Origin of the sequence: Pseudomonas monachiensis (genome assembly GCF_047345015.1) — a bacterium.
Taxonomy (GTDB): Bacteria; Pseudomonadota; Gammaproteobacteria; order Pseudomonadales; family Pseudomonadaceae; genus Aquipseudomonas; species Aquipseudomonas monachiensis.
Genome location: NZ_CP178857.1, coordinates 609,006 through 630,579, shown reverse-complemented (window position 1 = coordinate 630,579; position 21,574 = coordinate 609,006). Strand labels below are relative to the sequence as shown.

At 61.4% G+C, this 21,574-nt stretch carries 21 protein-coding genes; 10 read left to right on the top strand and 11 right to left on the bottom strand.

Annotated features, from left to right (window positions below; genetic code table 11):
* Positions 1 to 125: 125 nt before the first annotated feature.
* Positions 126 to 1,403 carry an acetyl-CoA C-acetyltransferase gene (locus tag ACMDB8_RS02735; RefSeq protein WP_409078604.1) on the bottom strand — a complete coding sequence of 426 codons (1,278 nt, stop codon included), beginning with the start codon at positions 1,401 to 1,403 and terminating at the stop codon, positions 126 to 128.
* Positions 1,404 to 1,619: 216 nt separating this feature from the next.
* On the opposite strand from ACMDB8_RS02735, the gene ACMDB8_RS02730 reads away from it, so the two are divergent.
* Positions 1,620 to 2,972, top strand: a complete 1,353-nt coding sequence (locus ACMDB8_RS02730) for a 3-oxoacyl-ACP reductase (protein WP_409078603.1) — start codon at positions 1,620 to 1,622, stop codon at positions 2,970 to 2,972.
* A 2-nt stretch (positions 2,973 to 2,974) separates the two neighbouring features.
* Complete coding sequence (locus tag ACMDB8_RS02725) at positions 2,975 to 3,829, top strand: MaoC family dehydratase (protein WP_056725237.1); 855 nt, start codon at positions 2,975 to 2,977, stop codon at positions 3,827 to 3,829.
* Positions 3,830 to 4,634: 805 nt separating this feature from the next.
* Here the strand turns inward: ACMDB8_RS02725 and ACMDB8_RS02720 are convergent.
* Both ACMDB8_RS02720 and ACMDB8_RS02715 read right to left on the bottom strand, forming a co-directional pair.
* Entirely contained in the window at positions 4,635 to 5,048 is a 414-nt protein-coding gene (locus tag ACMDB8_RS02720; protein WP_056725238.1) for a response regulator, read from the bottom strand.
* A gap of 67 nt (positions 5,049 to 5,115) precedes the next feature.
* A complete protein-coding gene (locus ACMDB8_RS02715; RefSeq protein ID WP_056725239.1) occupies positions 5,116 to 5,325 on the bottom strand; it encodes a Flp family type IVb pilin in 210 nt (69 codons plus the stop codon).
* A 322-nt stretch (positions 5,326 to 5,647) separates the two neighbouring features.
* Here ACMDB8_RS02715 and cpaB point away from each other — a divergent pair, with 322 nt between their 5' ends.
* The 5 genes from cpaB (at position 5,648) to ACMDB8_RS02690 (ending at position 10,969) form a co-directional block, all read left to right on the top strand.
* Complete coding sequence (cpaB, locus tag ACMDB8_RS02710; protein WP_223541696.1) at positions 5,648 to 6,595, top strand: Flp pilus assembly protein CpaB; 948 nt, start codon at positions 5,648 to 5,650, stop codon at positions 6,593 to 6,595.
* A 119-nt stretch (positions 6,596 to 6,714) separates the two neighbouring features.
* Positions 6,715 to 7,905 (top strand): AAA family ATPase, encoded by a 1,191-nt coding sequence (locus ACMDB8_RS02705; RefSeq protein ID WP_056725241.1) that lies wholly within the window; start codon positions 6,715 to 6,717, stop codon positions 7,903 to 7,905.
* Positions 7,902 to 9,182, top strand: coding sequence for a CpaF family protein (locus tag ACMDB8_RS02700; RefSeq protein ID WP_056725242.1), 1,281 nt, complete (start codon positions 7,902 to 7,904; stop codon positions 9,180 to 9,182). The genes ACMDB8_RS02705 and ACMDB8_RS02700 overlap by 4 nt, the downstream gene beginning before the upstream one ends.
* Positions 9,183 to 9,191: 9 nt before the next feature.
* Positions 9,192 to 10,076 carry a type II secretion system F family protein gene (locus tag ACMDB8_RS02695; protein WP_409078602.1) on the top strand — a complete coding sequence of 295 codons (885 nt, stop codon included), beginning with the start codon at positions 9,192 to 9,194 and terminating at the stop codon, positions 10,074 to 10,076.
* A gap of 2 nt (positions 10,077 to 10,078) precedes the next feature.
* Positions 10,079 to 10,969 (top strand): type II secretion system F family protein, encoded by an 891-nt coding sequence (locus ACMDB8_RS02690; RefSeq protein WP_056725246.1) that lies wholly within the window; start codon positions 10,079 to 10,081, stop codon positions 10,967 to 10,969.
* Here the strand turns inward: ACMDB8_RS02690 and ACMDB8_RS02685 are convergent.
* The 3 genes from ACMDB8_RS02685 to ACMDB8_RS02675 form a co-directional block, all read right to left on the bottom strand.
* The gene (locus ACMDB8_RS02685; protein WP_056725249.1) at positions 10,966 to 11,226 is read right to left on the bottom strand and encodes a DUF6124 family protein; all 261 of its coding nucleotides are present in this window, start codon (positions 11,224 to 11,226) and stop codon (positions 10,966 to 10,968) included. The genes ACMDB8_RS02690 and ACMDB8_RS02685 overlap by 4 nt on opposite strands.
* Positions 11,227 to 12,008: 782 nt before the next feature.
* Positions 12,009 to 12,782, bottom strand: a complete 774-nt coding sequence (locus ACMDB8_RS02680; protein ID WP_409078601.1) for a response regulator transcription factor — start codon at positions 12,780 to 12,782, stop codon at positions 12,009 to 12,011.
* A gap of 114 nt (positions 12,783 to 12,896) precedes the next feature.
* Entirely contained in the window at positions 12,897 to 13,367 is a 471-nt protein-coding gene (locus ACMDB8_RS02675; protein WP_409078600.1) for a prepilin peptidase, read from the bottom strand.
* A gap of 75 nt (positions 13,368 to 13,442) precedes the next feature.
* Here ACMDB8_RS02675 and ACMDB8_RS02670 point away from each other — a divergent pair, with 75 nt between their 5' ends.
* Together ACMDB8_RS02670 and ACMDB8_RS02665 are read left to right on the top strand one after the other, a co-directional pair.
* Entirely contained in the window at positions 13,443 to 13,883 is a 441-nt protein-coding gene (locus ACMDB8_RS02670; RefSeq protein ID WP_056725254.1) for a TadE/TadG family type IV pilus assembly protein, read from the top strand.
* Positions 13,880 to 16,621, top strand: coding sequence for a PAS domain-containing sensor histidine kinase (locus ACMDB8_RS02665; RefSeq protein ID WP_056725257.1), 2,742 nt, complete (start codon positions 13,880 to 13,882; stop codon positions 16,619 to 16,621). Before ACMDB8_RS02670 ends, ACMDB8_RS02665 begins: the two co-directional genes overlap by 4 nt.
* On the opposite strand, the gene ACMDB8_RS02660 is transcribed toward ACMDB8_RS02665, so the two are convergent.
* The 5 genes from ACMDB8_RS02660 to ACMDB8_RS02640 form a co-directional block, all read right to left on the bottom strand.
* The gene (locus ACMDB8_RS02660; protein WP_223541700.1) at positions 16,618 to 18,600 is read right to left on the bottom strand and encodes a pilus assembly protein TadG-related protein; all 1,983 of its coding nucleotides are present in this window, start codon (positions 18,598 to 18,600) and stop codon (positions 16,618 to 16,620) included. The two genes, ACMDB8_RS02665 and ACMDB8_RS02660, sit on opposite strands and share 4 nt — an antisense overlap.
* A gap of 147 nt (positions 18,601 to 18,747) precedes the next feature.
* On the bottom strand, positions 18,748 to 19,311 hold the full coding sequence (locus tag ACMDB8_RS02655; RefSeq protein WP_056725261.1) for a DUF4136 domain-containing protein: 564 nt from the start codon (positions 19,309 to 19,311) through the stop codon (positions 18,748 to 18,750).
* A gap of 56 nt (positions 19,312 to 19,367) precedes the next feature.
* Complete coding sequence (locus ACMDB8_RS02650) at positions 19,368 to 19,976, bottom strand: DUF4136 domain-containing protein (RefSeq protein WP_056725263.1); 609 nt, start codon at positions 19,974 to 19,976, stop codon at positions 19,368 to 19,370.
* Between the two features lie 12 nt (positions 19,977 to 19,988).
* Positions 19,989 to 20,738 carry a methyltransferase domain-containing protein gene (locus ACMDB8_RS02645; RefSeq protein WP_056725266.1) on the bottom strand — a complete coding sequence of 250 codons (750 nt, stop codon included), beginning with the start codon at positions 20,736 to 20,738 and terminating at the stop codon, positions 19,989 to 19,991.
* Positions 20,738 to 21,040, bottom strand: a complete 303-nt coding sequence (locus ACMDB8_RS02640; protein ID WP_007971343.1) for a MazG-like family protein — start codon at positions 21,038 to 21,040, stop codon at positions 20,738 to 20,740. Before ACMDB8_RS02640 ends, ACMDB8_RS02645 begins: the two co-directional genes overlap by 1 nt.
* A gap of 156 nt (positions 21,041 to 21,196) precedes the next feature.
* Between ACMDB8_RS02640 and ACMDB8_RS02635 the strand changes: the two genes are divergently transcribed.
* A complete protein-coding gene (locus ACMDB8_RS02635; RefSeq protein ID WP_056725270.1) occupies positions 21,197 to 21,490 on the top strand; it encodes a hypothetical protein in 294 nt (97 codons plus the stop codon).
* Positions 21,491 to 21,574: the final 84 nt, after the last annotated feature.

Below are 21,574 nucleotides of genomic sequence, written 5' to 3'. Positions count from 1 at the left end.
CCCAAACCCTGTGGGAGCGAGCGTGCTCCGGGCGGCGTTCCGACGATGAGGCCACCAGTTTCAACATCTTTGTTGACTGACACACCGCCATCGCGAGCAAGCTCGCTCCCACAGTTGTTCTGTGTTCAGCGTTCGATGATGGCGGTCACGCCCTGCCCGCCCGCCGCGCAGATCGAAATCAGTCCCCGCCCCTTGCCCGCCACATCCAGCAACTTCGCCAGGTTGGCGACGATGCGCCCGCCCGTAGCGGCAAACGGATGCCCCGCCGCCAATGAACTGCCCTTGACGTTGAGCCTGCTGCGGTCGATCGAGCCCAGCGCCGCATCGAGCCCGAGACGGGTTTTGCAGTACTCGGGATCTTCCCAGGCCTTCAAGGTGCACAGCACTTGCGCGGCGAAGGCTTCGTGGATTTCGTAGTAGTCGAAGTCCTGCAAGGTCAGGCCATTGCGCGCCAGCAACCGGGGCACGGCGTAGACCGGTGCCATCAACAAGCCCTCGGCGCCGTTGACGAAATCCACCGCCGCCGCCTCGCCGTCACGCCAGTAGGCCAGGATCGGTAAGCCGCGTGCCTTGGCCCATTCCTCGCTGCCCAACAGCACCAGTGACGCACCATCGGTCAGTGGCGTGGAGTTGCCGGCGGTCAGGGTGCCCTTGGCGCTTTTCTCGTAGGCCGGCTTGAGCGCGGCGAGCTTTTCCAGCGTGGAGTCCGGGCGCAGGTTGTTGTCGCGGGTCAGGCCCAGGAAGGGTGTCATCAGGTCGTTGTGCCAGCCCTCGGCGTAGGACGCGGCCAGTTTCTGATGGCTCTCGAACGCTAATTGATCCTGTGCTTCGCGCGGGATGTCCCAGGTCTGCGCCATCAACTCGCAATGCTGTCCCATGGACAACCCGGTACGCGGCTCGCCGTTGCGCGGGAATTCAGGAAGCAGATGCTTGGGACGCAACTGCAGGAAGGTTTTCAGTTTGTCGCCGGTGGTTTTCGCGCGGTTGGCTTGCAGAAGTATTTTGCGCAGGCCTTCGCTGACGCTGATCGGCGCATCCGAGGTAGTGTCCACGCCACCGGCAATGCCACAGTCGATCTGCCCCAGGGCAATCTTGTTCGCCACCAGCAGCGCGGCCTCCAACCCGGTGCTGCACGCCTGCTGGATGTCATAGGCCGAGGTGGCGGGCGACAGTCGCGAACCCAGTACGCACTCACGTGTGAGGTTCATGTCCCGCGACAATTTGAGCACCGCCCCGGCGACCACCTCGCCGATGCGCTGGCCGTGCAGGTTGTAACGCTCGATCAGGCCTTCGAGGGCGGCGGTGAGCATCACCTGGTTACTGGCCGTGGCGTAGGGGCCATTGGAGCGGGCGAAGGGAATCCGGTTACCGCCGATGATCGCGACGCGGCGCAGTTGGGTCATGAAAAGCTCCTGATGAAATTGCCAAAATTGAAACTCCCCCTGTAGGAGCTGCCGAAGGCTGCGATCTTTTGACTTGGCTTTTTTGGAATCAAGATCAACAGATCGCAGCCTTCGGCAGCTCCTACAATGACCAAGCGTAGGCCTTATCTCGTGGATCGAACGACTGATCGCCATTCGTGGTCCACACTTTGATCCCCAGCTTTCGGAGCGCGTTCCATGTCTGACCGCTATATCGACTTCGCCAATTCGTCCATCGGCCACCGCCTGGTCGGCGCCCTGGGGTTGCCGACGCCGACCAGGCTTGAGCGCTGGCAAGCGGGCCGGTTGCGACCTGTGGAAGGCGCACTGCTGATCGGCGGCGGGCCGTTGACCGAACACGTCAACGCCTTCGCCAACCGCCTGACCGACGCGATCTACAGCTACGGCACCGAGCCTTCGATGGCCACGGCCTGGATTCCCGGCCACGGACCGAAACTCAAGGCCGTGGTATTCGACGCCAGTGACCTGCTGCACACCGATCAGCTCAAGCAACTGCGCGAGTTTTTCCAGCCGCTGATGAAGAACCTCGAACACTGTGCGCACCTGGTGATTCTCGGGCGTGACCCGCAAACCCTGCGCGACCCGTTCGCCGCCAGTGCACAGCGTGCCCTGGAAGGTTTCGGCCGTTCCCTGGCCAAGGAATTACGCAGCGGTGCCACCCTGCAATTGATCTACGTCGGCGAAGGTGCCGAGGCGCAGCTGGAAGGCCCGCTGCGGTTTTTCCTCTCGCCGAAAAGCGCCTTCGTGTCCGGGCAGGTCATTCGCTTGAATCCGTGCGCGACGCCAGTCACCGACTGGACACGCCCGCTCGCCGGGCGCAAGGCTCTGGTTACCGGCGCAGCACGCGGTATCGGTGCCGCCATCGCCGAAACCCTGGCCCGTGATGGTGCCGACGTCACCCTGCTTGACGTGCCTGCGGCCAAAACCGATCTCGAAGCGCTCGCCGCGCGCCTCGGCGGGCGCAGCATCACCCTCGACATCTGCGCCGAAGACGCCGCCGTGCAGTTGATCGAACAATTGCCCGATGGCCTCGACATCGTGGTGCACAACGCCGGCATCACCCGGGATAAAACCCTGGCCAACATGACCCCGGAATTCTGGGACGCGGTGCTGGCGGTCAACCTCAATGCGCCGCAAGTGCTGACCAAAGCCCTGCTCGACAGCGGCACCCTGCACGACAACGGCCGGGTGATCCTGCTGGCGTCCATCAGCGGCATCGCCGGCAATCGCGGGCAAACCAATTACGCGGCGAGCAAGGCCGGGTTGATCGGTATGGCACAAGCCTGGGCGCCGCTGCTCCAAGAGCGCGGCATCAGCATCAACGCCGTGGCGCCGGGGTTCATCGAAACGCAGATGACCGCACACATTCCCTTCGGCCTGCGCGAAGCCGGACGGCGCATGAGTTCGCTGGGCCAGGGCGGCCTGCCGCAGGACGTCGCCGAGGCCGTGGCCTGGCTCGCGCAACCGGGCACCGGCGCGTTCACCGGGCAAGCATTGCGCGTATGTGGGCAAAGCGTTCTGGGAGCTTAAGGATGATCACCGACTGGCACACACTCAACCGCGAACCCGGCCTGCCGGGGTTGTACGCACGAGCGGCGACACGGCGCAAAATCACTGGCAGCCACCTGCCCGATTCGGGGTTGCGTTGCTGGGTCGAAGTCGATCCCAAGCGCCTGGCGGCCTATCGCAAGGTCTGTGGTTTCGCCGACAACGGCCTGCTGCCGCCGACCTACCCGCACATCCTCGGGTTTGCCTTGCAGATGCAACTGCTCACAGCCAGGGACTTCCCGTTCCCGCTGTTGGGTCTGATTCACCTGAGCAACCGCATTCGTGTACTGCGCCCCATGGGCGGGGTGAGTCGGGTGCGCGTCAGCGTGCAAGTGCAGAACCTGCTACCCCACGCCAAAGGCGCAACGTTCGATTTGCTGACCATACTCGACGATCAGTTGGGCCCGTTGTGGGAAGCAGAAAGCCGGATGCTCTGTCGCGGCGTCAAACTCGAGGGCGAACCGCTCGAAGAGAGCCTGGTACCGAGCCTGGCCCTGAGCGAAGTCGAGCACTGGAAAGCGCCCTCGGACATCGGCCGGCAATACGCCAAGGTGTCCGGCGACTACAACCCGATTCACCTGAGCGCGGCCAGCGCCCGACTCTTCGGCTTCCCGACCGCCATCGCCCATGGTCTGTGGAACAAGGCGCGCACCCTGGCTGCGCTGGCCGGGCATCTGCCTGTGGCGAATGTCGAGATCGAAGTGCAGTTCAAGAAGCCGGTACGGTTACCCAGTGAAGTGACGTTGCTGGCCAGTGCGCCGGGGCCGAGTGGGGACTTTCAATTGGTGGGTCTCGGGGAGCTGGAGCATATGGTCGGGCATTGGCGACCGGTGGCCTGAACGGCTGATATTTATGGTGAGGAAGCGTGCTCCTGATGGGCTGCGTACACTCAGATAATCAGGTCGGCTTTCAGGCCGCCTTCGCGGGCAAGCCCGCTCCCACAGGGATTGGGGACATCTGCAAAAATCAGGTCGGCTGTCAGGCCGCCTTCGCGAGCAGGCTCGCTCCCACAGGGATTGGGGACATCTGCAAAAATCAGGTCGGCTGTCAGGCCGCCTTCGCGGGCAAGCCCGCTCCCACAGGGCCAAGGTACATCCGCCAGGTTCAGGTCGGCTGGCAGGCCGCCTTCGCGGGCAAGCCCGCTCCCACAGGTTCAAGGTACATCCACCAGGTTCAGGTCGGCCGGCAGGCAGTCTTCGCGGGCAAGTCGGATCGCCACACCGCCGCTCCCACAGAAGAGCAAAGGCAGAGCAGCCCACACCGCGCCGCTTCTCACCACTCATCAGGCCGAGCGTTAGCTCGCCTGCAGCTCTTGATCTTGATCCACCCGCCCCCTCGGGAGGCTGAGCGGAGGTGTTCATCCGGGGATTGGCGCGCAGCGCCGTTCGACGCAGTCGAACTCATTGCATGTAGGTCGAAGCGAAGCCGACCGGAGGGCAATGCCCCCGGATGAATACCGCAGCGAAGGAACCCCGAGCCTTAGCGAGGGGCCGTACGTAAGGGGCGAGCGTTTTTTGCTTACTTTTTTAGGCGCTTGTAAAAAAGTGAGTCGCCGTAAGGGCGAAACCGCCAGCCGCCGTTACCGCAGAAATGGATATGTACTCAACCCAAACCACCAACATGGTCGGCCCAGAGGCCGCCAAGTCAACGCTTGACCAGATAAACCTGCGGCTGAGGAAACAGATTATTGAGCGTCTCCAACAACCGCACGTGATAAATCGGCTTGCGAAAAAGATCCAGCACCTGCAAGCGCAACATGTCACTGACATCATCCATGCCCGCATGCCCCGACATCACAATCACCGGCAAATGCTGGCGCGACGTATGCTCGCGCAAGCGCTTGATCAACGACATGCCGCTCTCCTCCGGCATGCGCAAATCGGTGATCACCAAAGCGATATCGGGATGCCGGGTCAGATGCTGCAGCGCGAGCTTGACCGAAGTGGCCGTAAAGCAGTTGAACCCCTCACCCTCCAGCAACTCAGCCAACTCAAGCAATGCGTCCTCTTCGTCATCCACCAGAAGCAACTGTTGGCGTGGCTGTGCGTGAGTGTTCATGAGGTAACACCTGCAATGGACGAAGCGCTGATGTTAGTACCCGATTTCAGCATTTCCGATGCCTTAATCAGGAACTAGGGACCAGTGCAGTCCTGATATTGCCGAACACCGTCCTAATATCATCCCCAACGCCCGAACTGAGCCCGGCGATAACCACCGCGACCATGGCAGCGATAACCGCGTACTCAATACCTGAAGCCCCCTCGGTATCCTTGATCAAGCCTTTGTAATATGCGATTTCGGCAGCGACCTTCAAAACAAGCGTGGAAAAAGACATGGCATTTCTCCTGGACGACGACGGGTGTTGCACGGACGCAACATGATTCCCCAGTGCCAGCACCAGCATTGTCGGCATTCCCAGGCCCAACAACTGTAAATACGCATTAATACGAAAGCATTAACCGTTTCGTTGACGTCAAAAACAGGTCGTTTTATCGCAACTTTGCACTTCCGTTAGATATTTTCCCCGCACTAATGGCATTTTGCTCTACCTGCGCTACGGTCAAATAGCGAAATAGTTCCATGTTCATAGCTGCCTGATTGCGAAGTTGTCTCGTTGGACTTGACGAGGTTTGCGCAGCAGGAAAGGGAGAGCCTTCATGAACAGCCGTGTCACTCTGGGCCTCGCCGGACTGTTTCTGGTCGGCGCCATCATTACCGGCTACTGGGGACTCTCATTGAGTCGCCAACCGGCCCCCGAGGCCGTTGCCCAATCCACCGCCAATGCACCGCTGGCCATCCCACAGGCACCTCTGTCGGCAAATGACCCGACCCGCCATCCGGTGGTCGTGCTGGTCAACGATGTCGCGCCATATACCCCGGTCACCCCCGCCGATGTCGTCCTGGAACAGTTGCACACCGCCCCGGTCGGCAGCCTGACCAGCCTCGACCAGGCGATTGGCCGTACCCCCTGGCGCGCCCTCACCGCCGGCAGCTGGCTCAACGACGAAAGCTTCGAAGCCGGCAGCAAGCTGTCGCGGATGATCCGCCCCAATGAGCGCGCCCTCGCGGTCGCCACAGACGAAGTGGTCATAGTCGGCGGGCAACTGACGCCGGGGGACTATGTCGATGTGCTGCTGTTCCTGCGCATGGACACCCTCAATCCTCAGCCAACGGCTCAACTCGTGGTGCCGGCCTTGCGGGTGCTCGGGGTCGGCGAGCAATTGGGGTTGACCAACGACGGCCAGCCTTCCAGCCCGGCGCGCAACGCCGATGAAAAACTCAAACAGGATCAATCCCGCGCCGCGGCGCGGACCGTGTTGCTCGCCGTTCCTGAACAACTGGTGAGCCGCCTGATGCTCGCGACCCAGGCCGGCGTGCTGCGCCTGGCCGTGCGTAGCGCCGATGAAAAACGCCTGGCGCGTTACTGGGCCGGCGACAGCGGCTCTGCCGCCAACCTGGCCAATGCCAACCGCGAGTTGTTGCAATTCAGCCAGTTGGCCATGACCGGGCCACCCAAACCTGTCACCACCAGCTCTGGCGCCGCGCCGCGCAAGCAGAGCGTGGAAGTCATTCGCGGTAACGAGATCACCCAACAAACACCCTGAGTCGAGCAAGGATGCCTTTCCATGCGCAGACCTTTTACGCCATTGTTCAACGGCTTGATCCGGGCCAATTTGCTCGGCGGCCTGCCGGCGAGTGCGGTATCACGTAGCGAGTTACCGCAATGAGCCAGAACCTGAGTCAAACCTTCCTCGCGATCACGCGCAACAGCACCGACCTGGAATGGCTGCAAGGTGCCCTTGCGCCCCTGGGCCAGGTGGTCAGCGCCGGTGGCGGCAGCCTCGACGAACTGTTGGCACTGGTGGACGTGACCTGCGCCAGCCTGGTGTTCATCGGCCTGGACCGCGACCACGTGGTCACCCAAAGCGCGTTGATCGAAAGCGCACTGGAAGCCAAACCGATGCTGGCGATCGTCGCGCTGGGCGACGGCATGGACAACCAGCTTGTACTCAATGCGATGCGTGCCGGGGCCAGGGACTTCGTGGCCTATGGTTCACGCTCAAGTGAAGTCGCGGGGCTGGTGCGACGCCTGAGCAAACGCCTGCCCGCTGTCGCGCCGAACACGCACCTTGGCCGCCTGACCGTGCTGTATGGCGTGCAGAGCAGCGCCGACGGCGCGTTGCTGGCCACACACATGGCGCAAGTGGTGCAAAAAAGCGGTCAGCACACGCTGCTGCTGGACCTTGGATTACCCCGGGGCGATAGCCTGGCGCTGCTGGGCCTTGAAAGCTCGTTTCATTTCGGCGATGCATTGCGCCACTTGCGACGCCTGGACGCGACACTGATCGACAGCGCCTTCACCAGTTGCGAAGCCGGGCTGCGCATCCTCGCCTACGCCAGTGGCGATGAACCGCTGGAACACACCAGCGCCGCCGAGCTGTACATGTTGCTCAGCGCCCTGCGCCAACACTTCCAGCACATCGTGGTAAACCTCACAGGTCAACCCGACAGTGAGGCGCTGCGCACCTTCGTCAGCCATTGCGACAAACTGCTGTGGTACACCGACCAGAACGTGCTCGACTGCCGCCGCAACCTCACGGTGCTCAACTTGTGGCGCGAAAAAGGCATGAAGCTCGATCACGCCAAACTGCTCGTGGACCGCTACCTGCGTAGCGTCGCACCGGACTCCGACACCCTGGGCAAGACGTTCGGCCTGGAGATCATCGCCACCCTCGCCTACAGCCCGGAAGTGCGGCTCAACGCCAAGAACCAGGGCCTGACCCTGTTCGAACTGGCCCCACGCGAGGGCCTCACCCAGGGCCTGCGCGCCCTCGGCGAGCGCCTGGCCAAGCATTCCGAAGGCCTGGCCAAACCCAAGACCGGCTGGTTCAACCGCTTGAGGGGCGCACAATGAGCAGTGAAAAACTCTTCGGTTCCCCCCATCGCGGCGCAATCGGCAACACCGACCACGAAGGCCTGAAACTGGTGCTGCACCGCTACATCATCGACGCCATCGAAGAGTCGGGGAAAAACCTGCTGGAGGGTTCGCGCCAGGCGCTGTCGCAGTTCGTGATCGACAAGGTGGCCGAGTACATCGCGCGTTTGCACCTGGCGATTTCCCGCTATGAAATGGAGCGCCTGGCCGAAGAGATCGTCGACGAACTCACCGGTTTCGGCCCTCTGGAAGTACTGCTGCGCGACCCGACGGTGACCGAGATTCTGGTCAACGGGCCGCACCGGGTATTTGTCGAACGCGAAGGCTTGCTGCACTTGAGTGACCTGCGCTTTATCGATTCGCACCACGTCGAACGTGTCATGCAACGGATTCTCGCGCCCCTGGGTCGACGTCTCGATGAGTCCTCGCCCATGGTCGACGCGCGCCTGCCGGACGGCAGCAGGGTCAACGCCATCATTCCGCCGATTGCCCTCGATGGCCCGTGCCTGTCGATCCGAAAGTTCCGCCAGGACATGCTCAAAAGCTCCGACCTGATCGCGATGCAAACCATCGATCACGGGATCTTCGAATTCATTCATGAAGCCGTGGGCAAGCGCTGCAACATCCTGATCAGCGGCGGCACCGGCACCGGCAAGACCACGCTGCTGAACATTCTCAGCCAGTTGATCAACCCCCACGAACGACTGGTCACCATCGAAGACGTCGCCGAACTGCAACTGGGCCACCCTCACGTCGTGCGCCTGGAAACCCGTCCACCGAATGCCGAAGGCCATGGCGAGGTGAAAGCCAGCGACCTGATTCGCAACGCCCTGCGGATGCGCCCGGACCGGATCATCCTCGGTGAGATTCGCGGCGTCGAAGTGGTCGATGTGCTGACCGCGATGAACACCGGCCACGACGGTTCGATGAGTACCGTACACGCCAACAACGCCCAGGATGCACTGCTGCGCCTGGAAACCCTGGTGGGCTTGACCGGTCGCAGCATCGCCGAACGCACCCTGCGACAAATGATCTGCGCGGCGCTCGACGTGGTCATCCAGCTCACGCGCCTGCCCGACGGTCGCCGCTGCGTCAGTGAAGTGGTGGAAGTCGTTGGTGTGCGCGACGACGTGTATGTCACCAACACACTGTTCCGTTTCGACCGCCACACCGGATTTGGTTTCCTGCGCGAAGCCGTGAACCCGGCTGGCGACAAATTGCGCCGGGACTCGGCGCTGTCTCCCTCGGCGTACTGAGGTCACGGCATGCTCAAACCGGCGCTGCTCATCCTCGTTTGCCTGATCTTTCTCGGCCTGGCGCTGCGCCTGCTCTATAGCGGCTTGCGCCAGACCGGCAACGAACGGATTCTGGGACGCCTGAACCAGGGACAACCGCTTCGGGCCGTGCAGAAGTCATCATGGGCGGGCCTTGAGCGGGCGTTCCTGCGTGCCGGTCTCGGACGCCCCACCGAACGCCTGGGCCAATGGCTGGTGTTCTGGATACTCGGGGTGCTGCTGGGGATTGCCCTGGGTGGCTGGATCGGCGCGCTACTGGCGCTGCTGGTGCCTCCGGTGGTGCTACGACTATTCGTCAGCTGGCGTTATCAGCGTCGCCTCAGTCGCATGATCGACCAACTGCCGATGCTGCTCGACCATGCCGTACGCAGCTTGAAGTCCGGGCGAACCCTGGCCGATGCCGTGCTCGGCGCCATCGATGCGGCCGAACACCCGCTGAAAAATGCGATGGGCCGGATTCAACGCAATGTGCAACTGGGGGTCAGCCTGGCAGACGCCGCTTCGGACTTCGCCGAACTGTACGAAAAAGACGAACTACGCCTGCTCGCACTCGGCTTGAAGGTCAACCACCACTACGGCGGCAATGCCAGTGAGCTGTTGGAAAACCTGATCAAGATGATCCGCGAGCGCGAGCAAGCGGCTCGCCAGTTGAAGGCCATGACCGGCGAAACCCGCATCACTGCCGTGGTCCTGGCCCTGCTGCCGGTCTCGGTCGCTGGCTACTTTCTACTCACCAATCCAACCTACCTGCTTTCCATGTGGCACGACAGCTCGGGGCAAATCATGCTGGCGAGTGCCTTCGGATTTCAGGTATTCGGTTGCCTGGCGCTTTGGCGCATGTTGCGTAGCCTATGAATATGACGATGCTCTTGCTGGTGAGCGCACTGCTGCTTTTCGGGGCTGCGCTGTTGTTGCTCAGCGCCTTGCTGGACCAAAGCCGACGGGCACGCCAAGTGGCCCAGCGCCTCGATGGCAAGGCGCCCGGTGATAGCCACCTCACCCAACTGCTGCATGCCCTGGGAGCCAGTCGGCTGGGGCAGCAGTCGGTCAAAATGGACAACGAAACCCAGGCCCTGCTCAACCGCCTGGGCTGGCGCAGCGTACGCCAACGCTCGCTGTTCGCCGCCTTGCAGGTGGGTGTGCCGATGTTGGCGCTGTCCTTGTGCCTGCTGATCCAGGGGCTGTTCTTCCCGAATGTGGAGAACCACTGGATCGCCCCGATGCTCGCCACCAGCGCCGGCTATCTGTTGCCCAAGCGCTGGCTGGCCGCCGCCGCACAGCGTCGGCAAAAACAACTGGCCACCGAAACCTCGACCTTCATTGCACTGCTGCGCACCCTGTTCGAATCCGGCATGGCGGTGGAGCAATCCCTGCGTGTGCTGAGCCAGGAGGGCAGGCAGTTGCTGCCCGTCCTGACCCATGAACTGCGCCTGATTCTGACCCGCGTCGACTCCGGCCTGGAACTGGGCGAAGAGTTGAACAAGACCACCCGCTTGCTTGCGGTAGACGAGTTCACCGACACCTGCGTGATCCTTCAACAATTGATCCATCAGGGTGGCGGCGCGATGAAATCCCTGCTGGCGCTCAAACAGTTGCTCGACGACCGACGCCTGACGCGCCTGCAGGAATACATCTCCAAAATGTCCGCCAAAATGTCCGTGGTGATGATGCTGTTTCTCTTCCCGGCGTTATTGATCGTCCTGGCCGGCCCGGGCTTCACGGCCCTGGCCAGGTCCTTTGGGCACTAATCCTGCGGATCGAGATTATCCAGCGCCCGATTCACCGCCAGCTCACCCAGCATGATCACCTGCGCAATCCCCAGCATCGTATTGCGCTGCGAGCCCTGCAGAAACCCAGCGAAATCACTCGCCATCACACTCGCCGACGCCAGTGACTCACAGGCGTGGGCCAGCAGGGTTTCGGTGTCGATATTCGGGGCGATGACAAACATCGTGCCTGGCTTGTGGGTGACAGGTTTTGGGGGATTTGGGGTGGGTTTGATCATGGTGAAGCTCCAAGTATGAGATGGAGCTGCCACTGATCGCCGCGACAGCAATCAAGGGTGGCAGCTGTACGCGGGGTCGCGGACCGAGCTACTTGGAAACCCGGCATACCCGAAGGTATCCCGCGCACAGCCACCATTACATCAAACGACAAGCACCGAAGCGCTCCGGTTTGAGCCGGTGGATTATGCACCAAGTAGACTAAAAGGCCGCGACAGCCCGGTCACTGATTTTGCAGCGACCGACAAAGGCTAGAGATCGCGCTTCCGACGGACAACCTGAAAAGCGTGTCGGAGATTTCCCAGGGGTTTGAGGAAAACTACACAGGAATGTGTTGGCTGAAAGGACGTCATCGCGGGCAAGCCCGCTCCCACAGAAAGGCAAAGACAGGTCGGCGTACACCGCGTCGCTCTTCACCACTCATCAGGCCGAGCGTTAGCTCGCCTGCAGCTCTTGATCTTGATCCACCCGCCCCCTCGGAAGGCTGAGCGGAGGTGTTTATCCGGGGATTGGCGCGTAGCGCCGTTCGACGCAGTCGAACTCATTGCATGTAGGTCGAAGCGAAGCCGACCGGAGGGCAATGCCCCCGGATGAATACCGCAGCGAAGGAACGCCGAGCCTAAGCGAGGGGCCGTACGTAAGGGGCGAGACCTTTTGGTTACTTTTGGGGCGTTTGCCAAAAGTGACCCGCTGTAAGAGCGGAACCATAAGCAGCCGTTACCGCAGCAACGGATATGTACTCAACCTAAACCACCAGCATGGTCGGCCCAGAGGCCGCCAAGCCTCAGTGCGCCGTAACCCGCTGCCGCCCCACGGTCCCACTGGGCGACAAGGCCAACGCCAACTGCGTCCGATTATGCATATGCGTCAACCGCAACACCTGCGACACATACAACTTCACCGTGTTCTCGGTAATCCCCAACTCACAGGCAATCTGATAATTGGTCTGCCCCTTGCCCACCAACCGCGCCACGTCCAGTTGCCGCGGTGACAGCTGATTGAACATCGCCGGAACCTCCACCGCATCACCATCAGCGACACCCGCGTCAGCCGCATGCGGCCCACGCCGAACCTTGTCCAGATCCTGGTACAGATCATCGATCGACTCGGACAGATACTGCAGCTTCTGATTCAAATGCCCCAACTGCAGGTTCTTGTGCCTCTCCTGCAAGGCCACTTCCTGCCGCTGCAACCCCTCGAACAACTCATCCAGATCGATCGGCTTCTGGTAATAGTCGGCAACGCCAGCGCGCAGGGCCTTGATCACATCCTGCTTGTCGGCACACCCGGTGAGCATGATCGCCTCGAACGCCCGGTGCTTGCCCGATAGCCGCTGCAACTCCTGCATCAGCTCAATACCGTCCATGCCGGGCATGTGAAGGTCCAGTAGCACCAGGCCGATATCGAGGTCTTCGTTGAAACGCTCGATCGCCTGATAGCCCGATTCGCAGGGAACACAACGGTAACCTTTGCCCTCCAGAAACTCGCAAAGCTCTTCAACGATCAATGGCGCATCGTCGACCACAAGGACTTTTACTGCCGAAGTAAACTTGCTCACGAGTAACTCCCTGTCAGGTCAAAGGTTGACCCGTCCCTCAGCGACAGCCAGCGGCTGTACAACTTCTGTCTGAAAAGTAGACGTAGTTTGCGGCTATGTACACAAAAGGGTCGGCTAGCGGAACCAGGCAAATGTCAGAATCAGCCCCACCAGCACGAAGGGTGCAAATGGCTGCTTCCTTGACAGTTCAGGTGCCATGTAAAAAAGATGGGTTCTAAGCCCTTGACCCATATGAAGCCAGACTCTTGGCGCCAGCAGCAGCCAGAAAACGCTGGCCAATCCGGCGCCAATAAACGTGCCGAGCACGTGCATACCGTCCGTCGCAAGAGCCAGGGCGGCCATGAGTTTCACGTCGGCGCCACCCATTCGCTTCATGGCATAGCCCGGTAGCGTGAAGCCCAGGGCCAACAAAAAGGCCCAGCCACCCTGTTGTGCCTCGGCACCCAGCCAGGTCGTGCCGCTCCACAGCAACCATGCCAGGGCCAGGGCACCGCCGCCCAGGGTGAGGCCGTTGACGATGTGCCGTTGCCGGGCATCCTGTGCGGCGCACAGCGCCAGCCAGATCAGTAGGACAAAGCTCTGCATTCGGTAAAAAACGTCCGTTTTGGCTGAATGATTCTATGCTGACATTACTCAGTGTTGGTCAGGGTAGACGCACTCATGAAAGCCAGCCTCCCCCACAAACAAAAAGGTGCCGCCGCAATTGAATTCGCCTTGGTGTTCATCATTTTTTTTGGCGTGTTCTACGGCATCATCAGCTACAGCCTGCCGCTGCTGTTGATGCAGTCATTCAACCAGTCGACCGCCGAAGCCGTACGCCGCAGCGTGGCGCTGGACCCCGCCACCCCGGGTTACAGTGCCGCGCTGATCGCCCGCGCCAAGACGGAGCTGACCACGCAAACGGCCTGGATTGCGCCGGCCCTGAACTTCAATGTCGCCACTGATGCCACCGTCACTTATGTGGGCGGCTTGCTGACAGTGCGCATCAGTTACCCCACCAATAAAATCAGCGCCGTCATCCCGTTCCTGAACCTGCCCGGCATCGGTCAGGTACCCAATCTGCCGGCGACCCTCACGGCCAGTGCGAGCCTGCAATTTTGAGTGCCGGGGACAAATTGTTCGGGCGCCTGCTCCACCGACACCCGCCGCCGCCACCGGAGCCGCCGGAGGCACTGCAGGTGCACAGCTTCGGATTGCAGATGCAGCTCAATGCCGAGGGGCGTGTCGTTCAATTGAGCGGTCCGCTGCGGCACTTGCTGGCCCAGCATCCCCCCAGCGCACAGGCACCGCACCTGCTCGACTTCCTGTTGCCCCACAGCAGCCTCGTCATCGAAGGCTCGCCAGCGGACTGGCAGGGACAAACCCTGGACCTGGACTTCTGCAGCCTCAACGGTCCGCCGCTACATTTGCGCGGCTGGGTGCAACCCTTGGCCGATGCCTGGCTGTTGCAGATGCTGGACATCGGTGACTTGCTGCTCGAACGCCGGCAATCGCGCAACCGCGAACAATGCCAGGTGCTGGCGCTGCAAATCGCCGGACAGTTGCGCCTGTGTAGCCTGACTCGCCTGCCCGAGATGCTGGCCGAACAACTGCAAAGCCTGGCCCAGCGCTTTCAGATCCCGTGCATTGCCCTGGCCTTGCTCGATGAGCAGGAACAGGGTTGGCAAATTTACCAGCACTACGCGGCCCTTGATGCAGCGCAACTTTGGCAAAACGGTCAACGCCTGGGCACGGGGTTGGACAGTCTGAGCGGCTCCGCACCGCAGCACCTGACCCCGCGCGAACACCCGCGCCTGCAGGGCACGTTCGGCAATACCGATGGCTTCGCCGTGCCTTATCACGATGCGCAAGGGGTGGTTGCCTGGTTGCTGTGCGGTTTCTTCACGGCGCAACAACGCGCCCCCGATGTCACGGAACGCGACTGGCTGCAAATCACCGCCGCGCTCGCCAGCCCCTTGCTCGGGCGCCTGCGCGAGCATCGGCATCATCTGCAACTGGAACGCCTGGAATCGCTGCAAGCCTTGCTGGGAACAGGCTGGTGGGAAGTCTTCAGCGACAGCGACGAGGTTCAGTTGGCGCCTTCGCTGGTCACCACCCTGAACCTTGGAACATCGCGTTTATCCGTGCAGGACTGGCTCGAACAGGTGTATCCCGTCGACCGCGAAGAGCTGCGCATGCGCCTGAAAGACTTGCAGACGCAGGGCATTCCCCTGCTGCTGTGTGTGCGCCTGTATCGCCCCTACAATGCGCCCGAACCCATCTGGTATCGCCTGCAAGGCCAGGCCCTGGGCGCGGGGAAAAACCGTCGGCTGGTGGGTTTCATGCTCGACATCAGCGACATAAAGAACCAGGAGCAGATCGCCGCCGCCGCCCGCGCACGCCTGGACAATCTGATCGCCAGCTCTCCGGCGGTGATTTACGTACAGCGCTATGTCGAAGGTGTGTTGCAACCGGTGTTCTTCAGCGACAGCCTGTTGCCACTGCTCGGCTGGACCCTCGCCGACTGTGCGCCCGGGGCGTTGGTTGAACGGGTACATCCCGACGACCGCCCGCAGTATTTCGAGCGCACGCGGCTGTTGCTGCGTGAAGGCTCGGTGCGCGCCCGCTATCGGTTGCGCGACAGTCGCGGCGACTATCACTGGCTGCTGGACGAAGCGAAGTTGTTGCGCGACGACCTCGGCTTGCCGGTGGAAGCCGTGGGCCTGTGGCTGGATATCACCGAAGCGACCCAGGCCACTGAACAGGTCAGGCAAAGTGAAGAACGCTACCGGATTCTGGTGGAAGACTCGCCGGCGATGATCTGCCGCTACCAGCCGGATCTGACGCTGACCTTCGGCAACCGCCCGTTGGCCACCTACCTGGAATTGGCGCCCGAGCAATTGCCGGGGATGAATCTGGGCAACTGGATGTCCAGGGAACAGCGCGAGGCATTCACTCGACGGCTGGACCAGTTGAGCCCCGAATTTCCGGTCAGTACCGCCGAGATCAACCTGCAACTGCCCGGCCGCGAACACGCCTGGTGGGTCTGGTCCGATCGCGGGGTGTTCGATGAACAGGGCCGGTTGCTCGAGGTCCAGGCCGTGGGGCGCGACAACACCGAGGTGCGGCGCTCGCAGCAGCAGCTCACACAAAGCGCGAAAATGGCCACCCTCGGTGAAATGGCCACTGGCCTGGCCCATGAGATCAACCAGCCGCTGAACGTCATGCGCATGGCCATCGTCAACGTACTCAAGCGCCTCAATAACGGTGATGTACAGGTCGATTACCTGATCGACAAGCTCACTCGCATCGACACCCAGGTGCAGCGCGCCGCGCGGGTGGTGGACCACATGCGGGTGTTCGGCCGCCGTTCGGAAATCGAGCAGCAGCCATTCAACCCGGCCAAGGCCATCGAAGGCACGCTGGCGCTGTTGTCCGAAGGAATGCGCGGCAAAGGCGTCGACCTGCGCATCAGCGAGACCGGTTTTGAAGTGCTGGTGCGCGGCTACGTCGATCAGCTTGAGCAGGTGCTGATCAACCTGATGGTCAACGCCCGTGATGCATTGCTCGGCAAGCGCGAGGCCAACCCCGATTTCAAACCGTGGATTTCGCTGTATACCGAACGGGATACGCACTCGGTACGCCTGTGGGTCGAGGACAACGGCGGCGGAATCGACCCGCGTTTGCTGGAGCGGATTTTCGAGCCGTTCTTCACCACCAAACCGGTGGGTGTCGGCACCGGTCTGGGGCTCTCGGTAAGCTACGGCATCGTCGAGCACATGGGCGGAAAACTGAGCGTGCAAAACACCAGCGAAGGTGCGCGTTTCTGCATCGAACTGCCGATTGTGACGCCGGACTAGATCACCAGCGCCGCTCGACCCGAATGACAACTGAGGTTGGCACCCACTTCGACTTTGTCCAGGTCGATCCCCAGGCTCGCCAGCAACGTATTGATCAGCGTATCCAGTAACGGGCTGAGTACCGTATTGATCGCATTGACCAACGCAGTCGTGACCTCACTCAAAATACTGCCCAAGCCTCCCACGATGCTGCCCGACGGCCCATACATGTTCACACCAAGGTTACTCACAGTGGTGTTCAGGCTGTTGACGATGTTGGTCGTGGTAAAGGCGTAGTAAAACGGTGGCTGATTGATCTCCGGCAGGTTGGCAGCCGCCGGTGCGGAATAGACGTGGGGGATGTTGGCATTTTGGGCAACCGCAGTGTTGACCATGAGATCGATGCTGCCGCCAACACCGGGCTGATGGTTGTAGCAGGTCAGGGACAGGATCAGCAGCCGCTTGCAGGTCTGCACGCCGATGTCGATGACCTTCAGGGGATTGACGTGGTTGCTGGGTGGAACAGTGGGTGAGCCAAACACATCGGCGGGATTGATCTGCCCGATCTTCAAACCGATCAGCGTGGTGGTGGTGCTGGTCGTCAGGCTTTTGTTCGTCGTACTCACACAACTGTAAGCCGTGACATAACTCCAGGCACCGGCCGCCTCCAGGGCCACGTCGATGCGTATCGGAGGTGGCAACAGCTTGATTTCCGGCGTGTCGCACGGCACGAGCACCGCGCAGGTCAATTCGTTGACAACGCCCACCAGGTCCCAATCAAACAATGAGTTCAGGATATTGGCCAGGGGTGAAGCGAGATCGATGACAGCGTTGACCAGAGGCGTGATGGCGTCCAGCACGGGCAGGTTGATCGACAACAACGTCTTGACCTGAGCCGTGCGTACATAGATGCGGTTGGGGCCCAAAGGGGCCAATGCCGCGTTTTTTGGATTGCCGATGGCCGACAGTTGCGGGGGCTCCATCACCTGCACCCGTGCCGTGATCTGCGCCAGGCCAGCGATGTTGATCGGCAAGGTCGCGACCGCGGCATTCTTCTTGTTGGCCAGTTGTACAAACCCTTCAATCAGATCGAAGGCTTTGAGGTTCACGGCAAGGGTCGAGATGTCGGTGCCGCTTTCAACATGCAACATGTTACCCAGCACAACGGACGTCGTACCCGCTGCCACCTTCAACGCTTGCAGGCTGACAATGGTTGCAGATGCTCCAAGTGTGCCGTTGGGGTCCAGTACGTTGATGGCGGTCTGGATCAACTGGCTGACATTGATCGTATTACCCAGTACCTGATCGTAGCCAACCGCAGTCAGGCCGAGGTCGATTTTCAACCGGTTGAGGTAGCCGAGCAGGCTGATGTCGGTATTGACCAACCCGTTCCAGCCCGCCGCACTGATACTGACGTTGCCTCCCAGCAACCCTCCGAAAAGCAGACTGGTAATGGCGGCCTTGCTGGTATCAAAGGTCAGGACCGCACTGCGGATCGTCAATGAAGCCAGGGGAGGCGGCAACGCAGCGACCGCCGTAGCGCTCAGCGTCAGCGTTGAGCCCGCCGGTGCGCCGCCGGCCAACGCGCCGATGCCGCCGGCAATACTCTGTTGCACGACATGGCTGGCAATAACCCGGATAGCCTCGCTTTTGCTTGGGTCGGCAGCGAATACCCGAAGGTTGTTGGCATCCAGGGTCAGCGCACCACACGCCACAGCCAGTACGCGTCCAGTGGAGGGAATGGCGAAACCATTTCGTTGCGCGCTGGCCGTGGCATAGGTGTTAGCGGTTGAGCCGCCGGAACAGTCTCCCCCCCTGGTGGCAGCCTCAAGGGCGGCCATGTCTGCCACGCGCTGCAAACTGCGTTTTTCCAGATACAGCCTGCCGGTATCGACCACCAACAACATGAATGCCAACGCCAGAGTCAGGGTCAATGCAGCCATCAAGCCGATCGCCCCCCGTTGCCGGGCCGGGCCGCAAAACTGCAGGCGGGGAGACATGGCGCACTCCTTTGCCGGCGCACGGCCGGGCGCAACCTCCGTTGGTGAAAAGCAGTGTAGACAAGGGCGGCCGAGACTGCTGGCAACTTGCCAGTTCAGGCAATAAAAAACCCCTGTGAGGCACAGGGGTTCAGGGGCTGGCTGATTCTAGGATGCGTGCGGTGGGTAGTTAGCCAATATCCGCGTGACCGTTTCCCAGATGGCATCGCGACGATCGGTCGGGTTCGGCGTGCGGCTGAGTATCTGTTCGTCACTGCCACGCCACACCAGCTTGCCGTCCTTGCCATCGAGCAGGTCGATCTGGATGGTCGCCACTTTGTAGCTGACGTTGCGGGTTTCGTTATACATGGGGGCGCCGTAGTAGCCATACCACGGGTTACCCCAGCCGCCGCCGTAATTGGTGGTCACCTGTTGTTGCCGCTCTTCGACAATCAGGTAGGTCTGTACATTCAAATCGCCCTTGGCGCCTGCGGCGGCCGGGCGCAGACCGCGCTGATCCAGTTGATCGGCAACCGCCTGACGGACGCGCTGTTCGGTCAGGTCGCTCTTGATCCGTGGATCATCGGGACGGTATTGCAGGGCGGGTTCTTTCCAGGTCCAGCTGCGATAGGCAGCAAAGTCGCGGCTGGCGTCGAAGTCATGATTGACCTGGTTGGCGGCGCAGGCACTGAGTAGCGCGGCCACTGCCAGTAAAACAAAACGGCGGAACATGATGAGTCTCCGGTTGAAGGCATGATCCTGCGAAATGCTTCTTATTCGATAAGAAGCTAACTGGGAGGATACGCCGACATTGCCTTTTCCACAGCCTGCCGTATGGCATCGGCCCGCTCGCTTTCGCTGCCCCGGTTGCCGGTTTCAGCGCTGGCGCTCCACACCGGCTGGCCGCTCCTGGCGTCATACATATCCACCTGAACCACTACGACTTGCTCCTGATAGGTACGAACGACCGGTACAGTGGCGTACCCGCCATATCCAGGGCCATAGCCGTTGTAGCCACCATAACCGCCGCCGTAATAGTCGTCCTGAACCTGGCGCAAGCGGGTTTCCATCCGCAGGTCGGCGCTGACAAACAGGTCGGCCGGTCGATTATCGTGCAGCGGGCGCAAGCCGCGTTGATCCAGCGCATTGCTGACCGCTTCGGCGATCTGCGCCGAGTCGGCCCAGGCGGTGCCCGGTGGCAAATGCCCGTCGAGCCACGCCCAACTGCGGTAGCGCCCATAGTCACGGGGGGCTGCCGGGTAAGCGCTGCGGTCAAAGGTCTTGGCGGCCTGGGGCGGCGCCGGTGGCAATGGGTTGGACGTGGCGACATAGGGGTTGCTGCCCTGACAGGCCGCCAGCCCCAGGCAGAACACCAGCACACCTGAATGACTTTTCATTGCGTGCTCCGATCAGACAGGCCGACAGATCCAGTGCAAATATCGCCCAAGCCCGGCAAAGCCCGGATGACGACGGTGGGCCAGTTCCATTTCCAGCAGGTCCGCCAGCTCGGCGCGGGCCTGGAACTCCACTGGCATGTAATCGTGGAAAACCCGCACGCCACTCATGGTTTCGACCTTCCACAGACCTTCAAGTTGCGCCGCCAGCTCGCGCGGATCAAGGGGCTGTTGCGGGGTCAAGCTCTGCTTTTCACCGGCCATGTCGTTCTTGCGCATCTTGCGGAAATGGCCCTTGAGCAAGTTGCGATAAATCAGCGCGTCGCGGTTATAGAACGCCAGGGACAGCCAGCCGTCGGCCTTGGTCAGTTGATGCAGCACCGGCAGGATGGCGTGGGGTTCGGCCAGCCATTCCAGCACGGCGTGGCACAGCACCAGGTCGTAGGGCTCGGTGAGCTGCCCGAGCAGCTCCTGCCACGGTGCCTGAATGAACGTGGCGCTCTGCCCGGCTTCGGCAAAGCGCTGGCGGGCGCCTTCAAGCATCGGCTCGGCGGGCTCGGCGAGGGTCACCTGATGGCCGCGCTGGGCCAGCCACAACGACATGTGGCCAAGGCCGGCGCCGATGTCCAGCACGCGCAGCGGCCGGTCGGGCAGGATTTCGGTCAGGTCGGCCTGCAACACCGCGAGACGGATCGCGCCTTTGGCACCACCGTAGATTTTTTCGGCGAAACGGGTCGCCAGTTGATCGAAATGACGGTCGCTCATCAGCTGAACCTCCGTTCGCTGTCCGCCAGTTTGCTGCGCACCACGGCTTCCATGTCCAGGCCCAGCTCGCTGCACAACAGCAACAGATAAAGCACGATGTCACCGACTTCCTGCCCGGCGTGGGCAAGTTTGTCCGCCGGTAACTGGCGTGACTGGTCTTCGGTCAGCCACTGGAAAATTTCCACCAGTTCGGACATTTCCACGCTCGCGGCCATGGCCAGGTTTTTCGGGCTGTGAAATTGCCGCCAGTCATTGCGGTCACGGATGGCGTGCAGGCGTTCGGTCAGTTCAACAAGGTTCATCGGGCTCTCCTGAAGGCGTATAGCTTCGGGGGGATCACAGGTGAAGGCAAGGGGCAGAAGGTGCACGCTCTGCGTGCAACCCTCTATGCTTGTGGGAACTCGGCAGCATGATCGACAGCCCAAGACTCAATTCTCTTTAATCAGGACGTTCACTCCATGCAGGTAGAAGGTTTTTCCGAATGGCTCGGCCAGGTACTCGGCTCGATCATCCGCTTCATCGTTGATGCCCTCAGCGGGCTGTTCAATCTGTTGAGCAACGCCAGCAGCAATTTTGTCGAAGGCCTGTCCCAGGCGCTGGGCATGGATACCTCGGTCATCAGCATCGTGACCTTGATCCTCGGGCTGATACTGCTGTGGTCGGCGATCCGCGCCTTTCTCAATGCATCGTTCATCATGGGGATCATCTGGTTGGTGCTGGGGCTTTGGTTGCTCAGCTGGATCATCCACTGACACCACTGGACACCTGTGGGAGCAAACCCGCTCCCACATTTGATCGCGGTTTGCTCTCGATGTGCCGCTACAATGCCCGCTCCC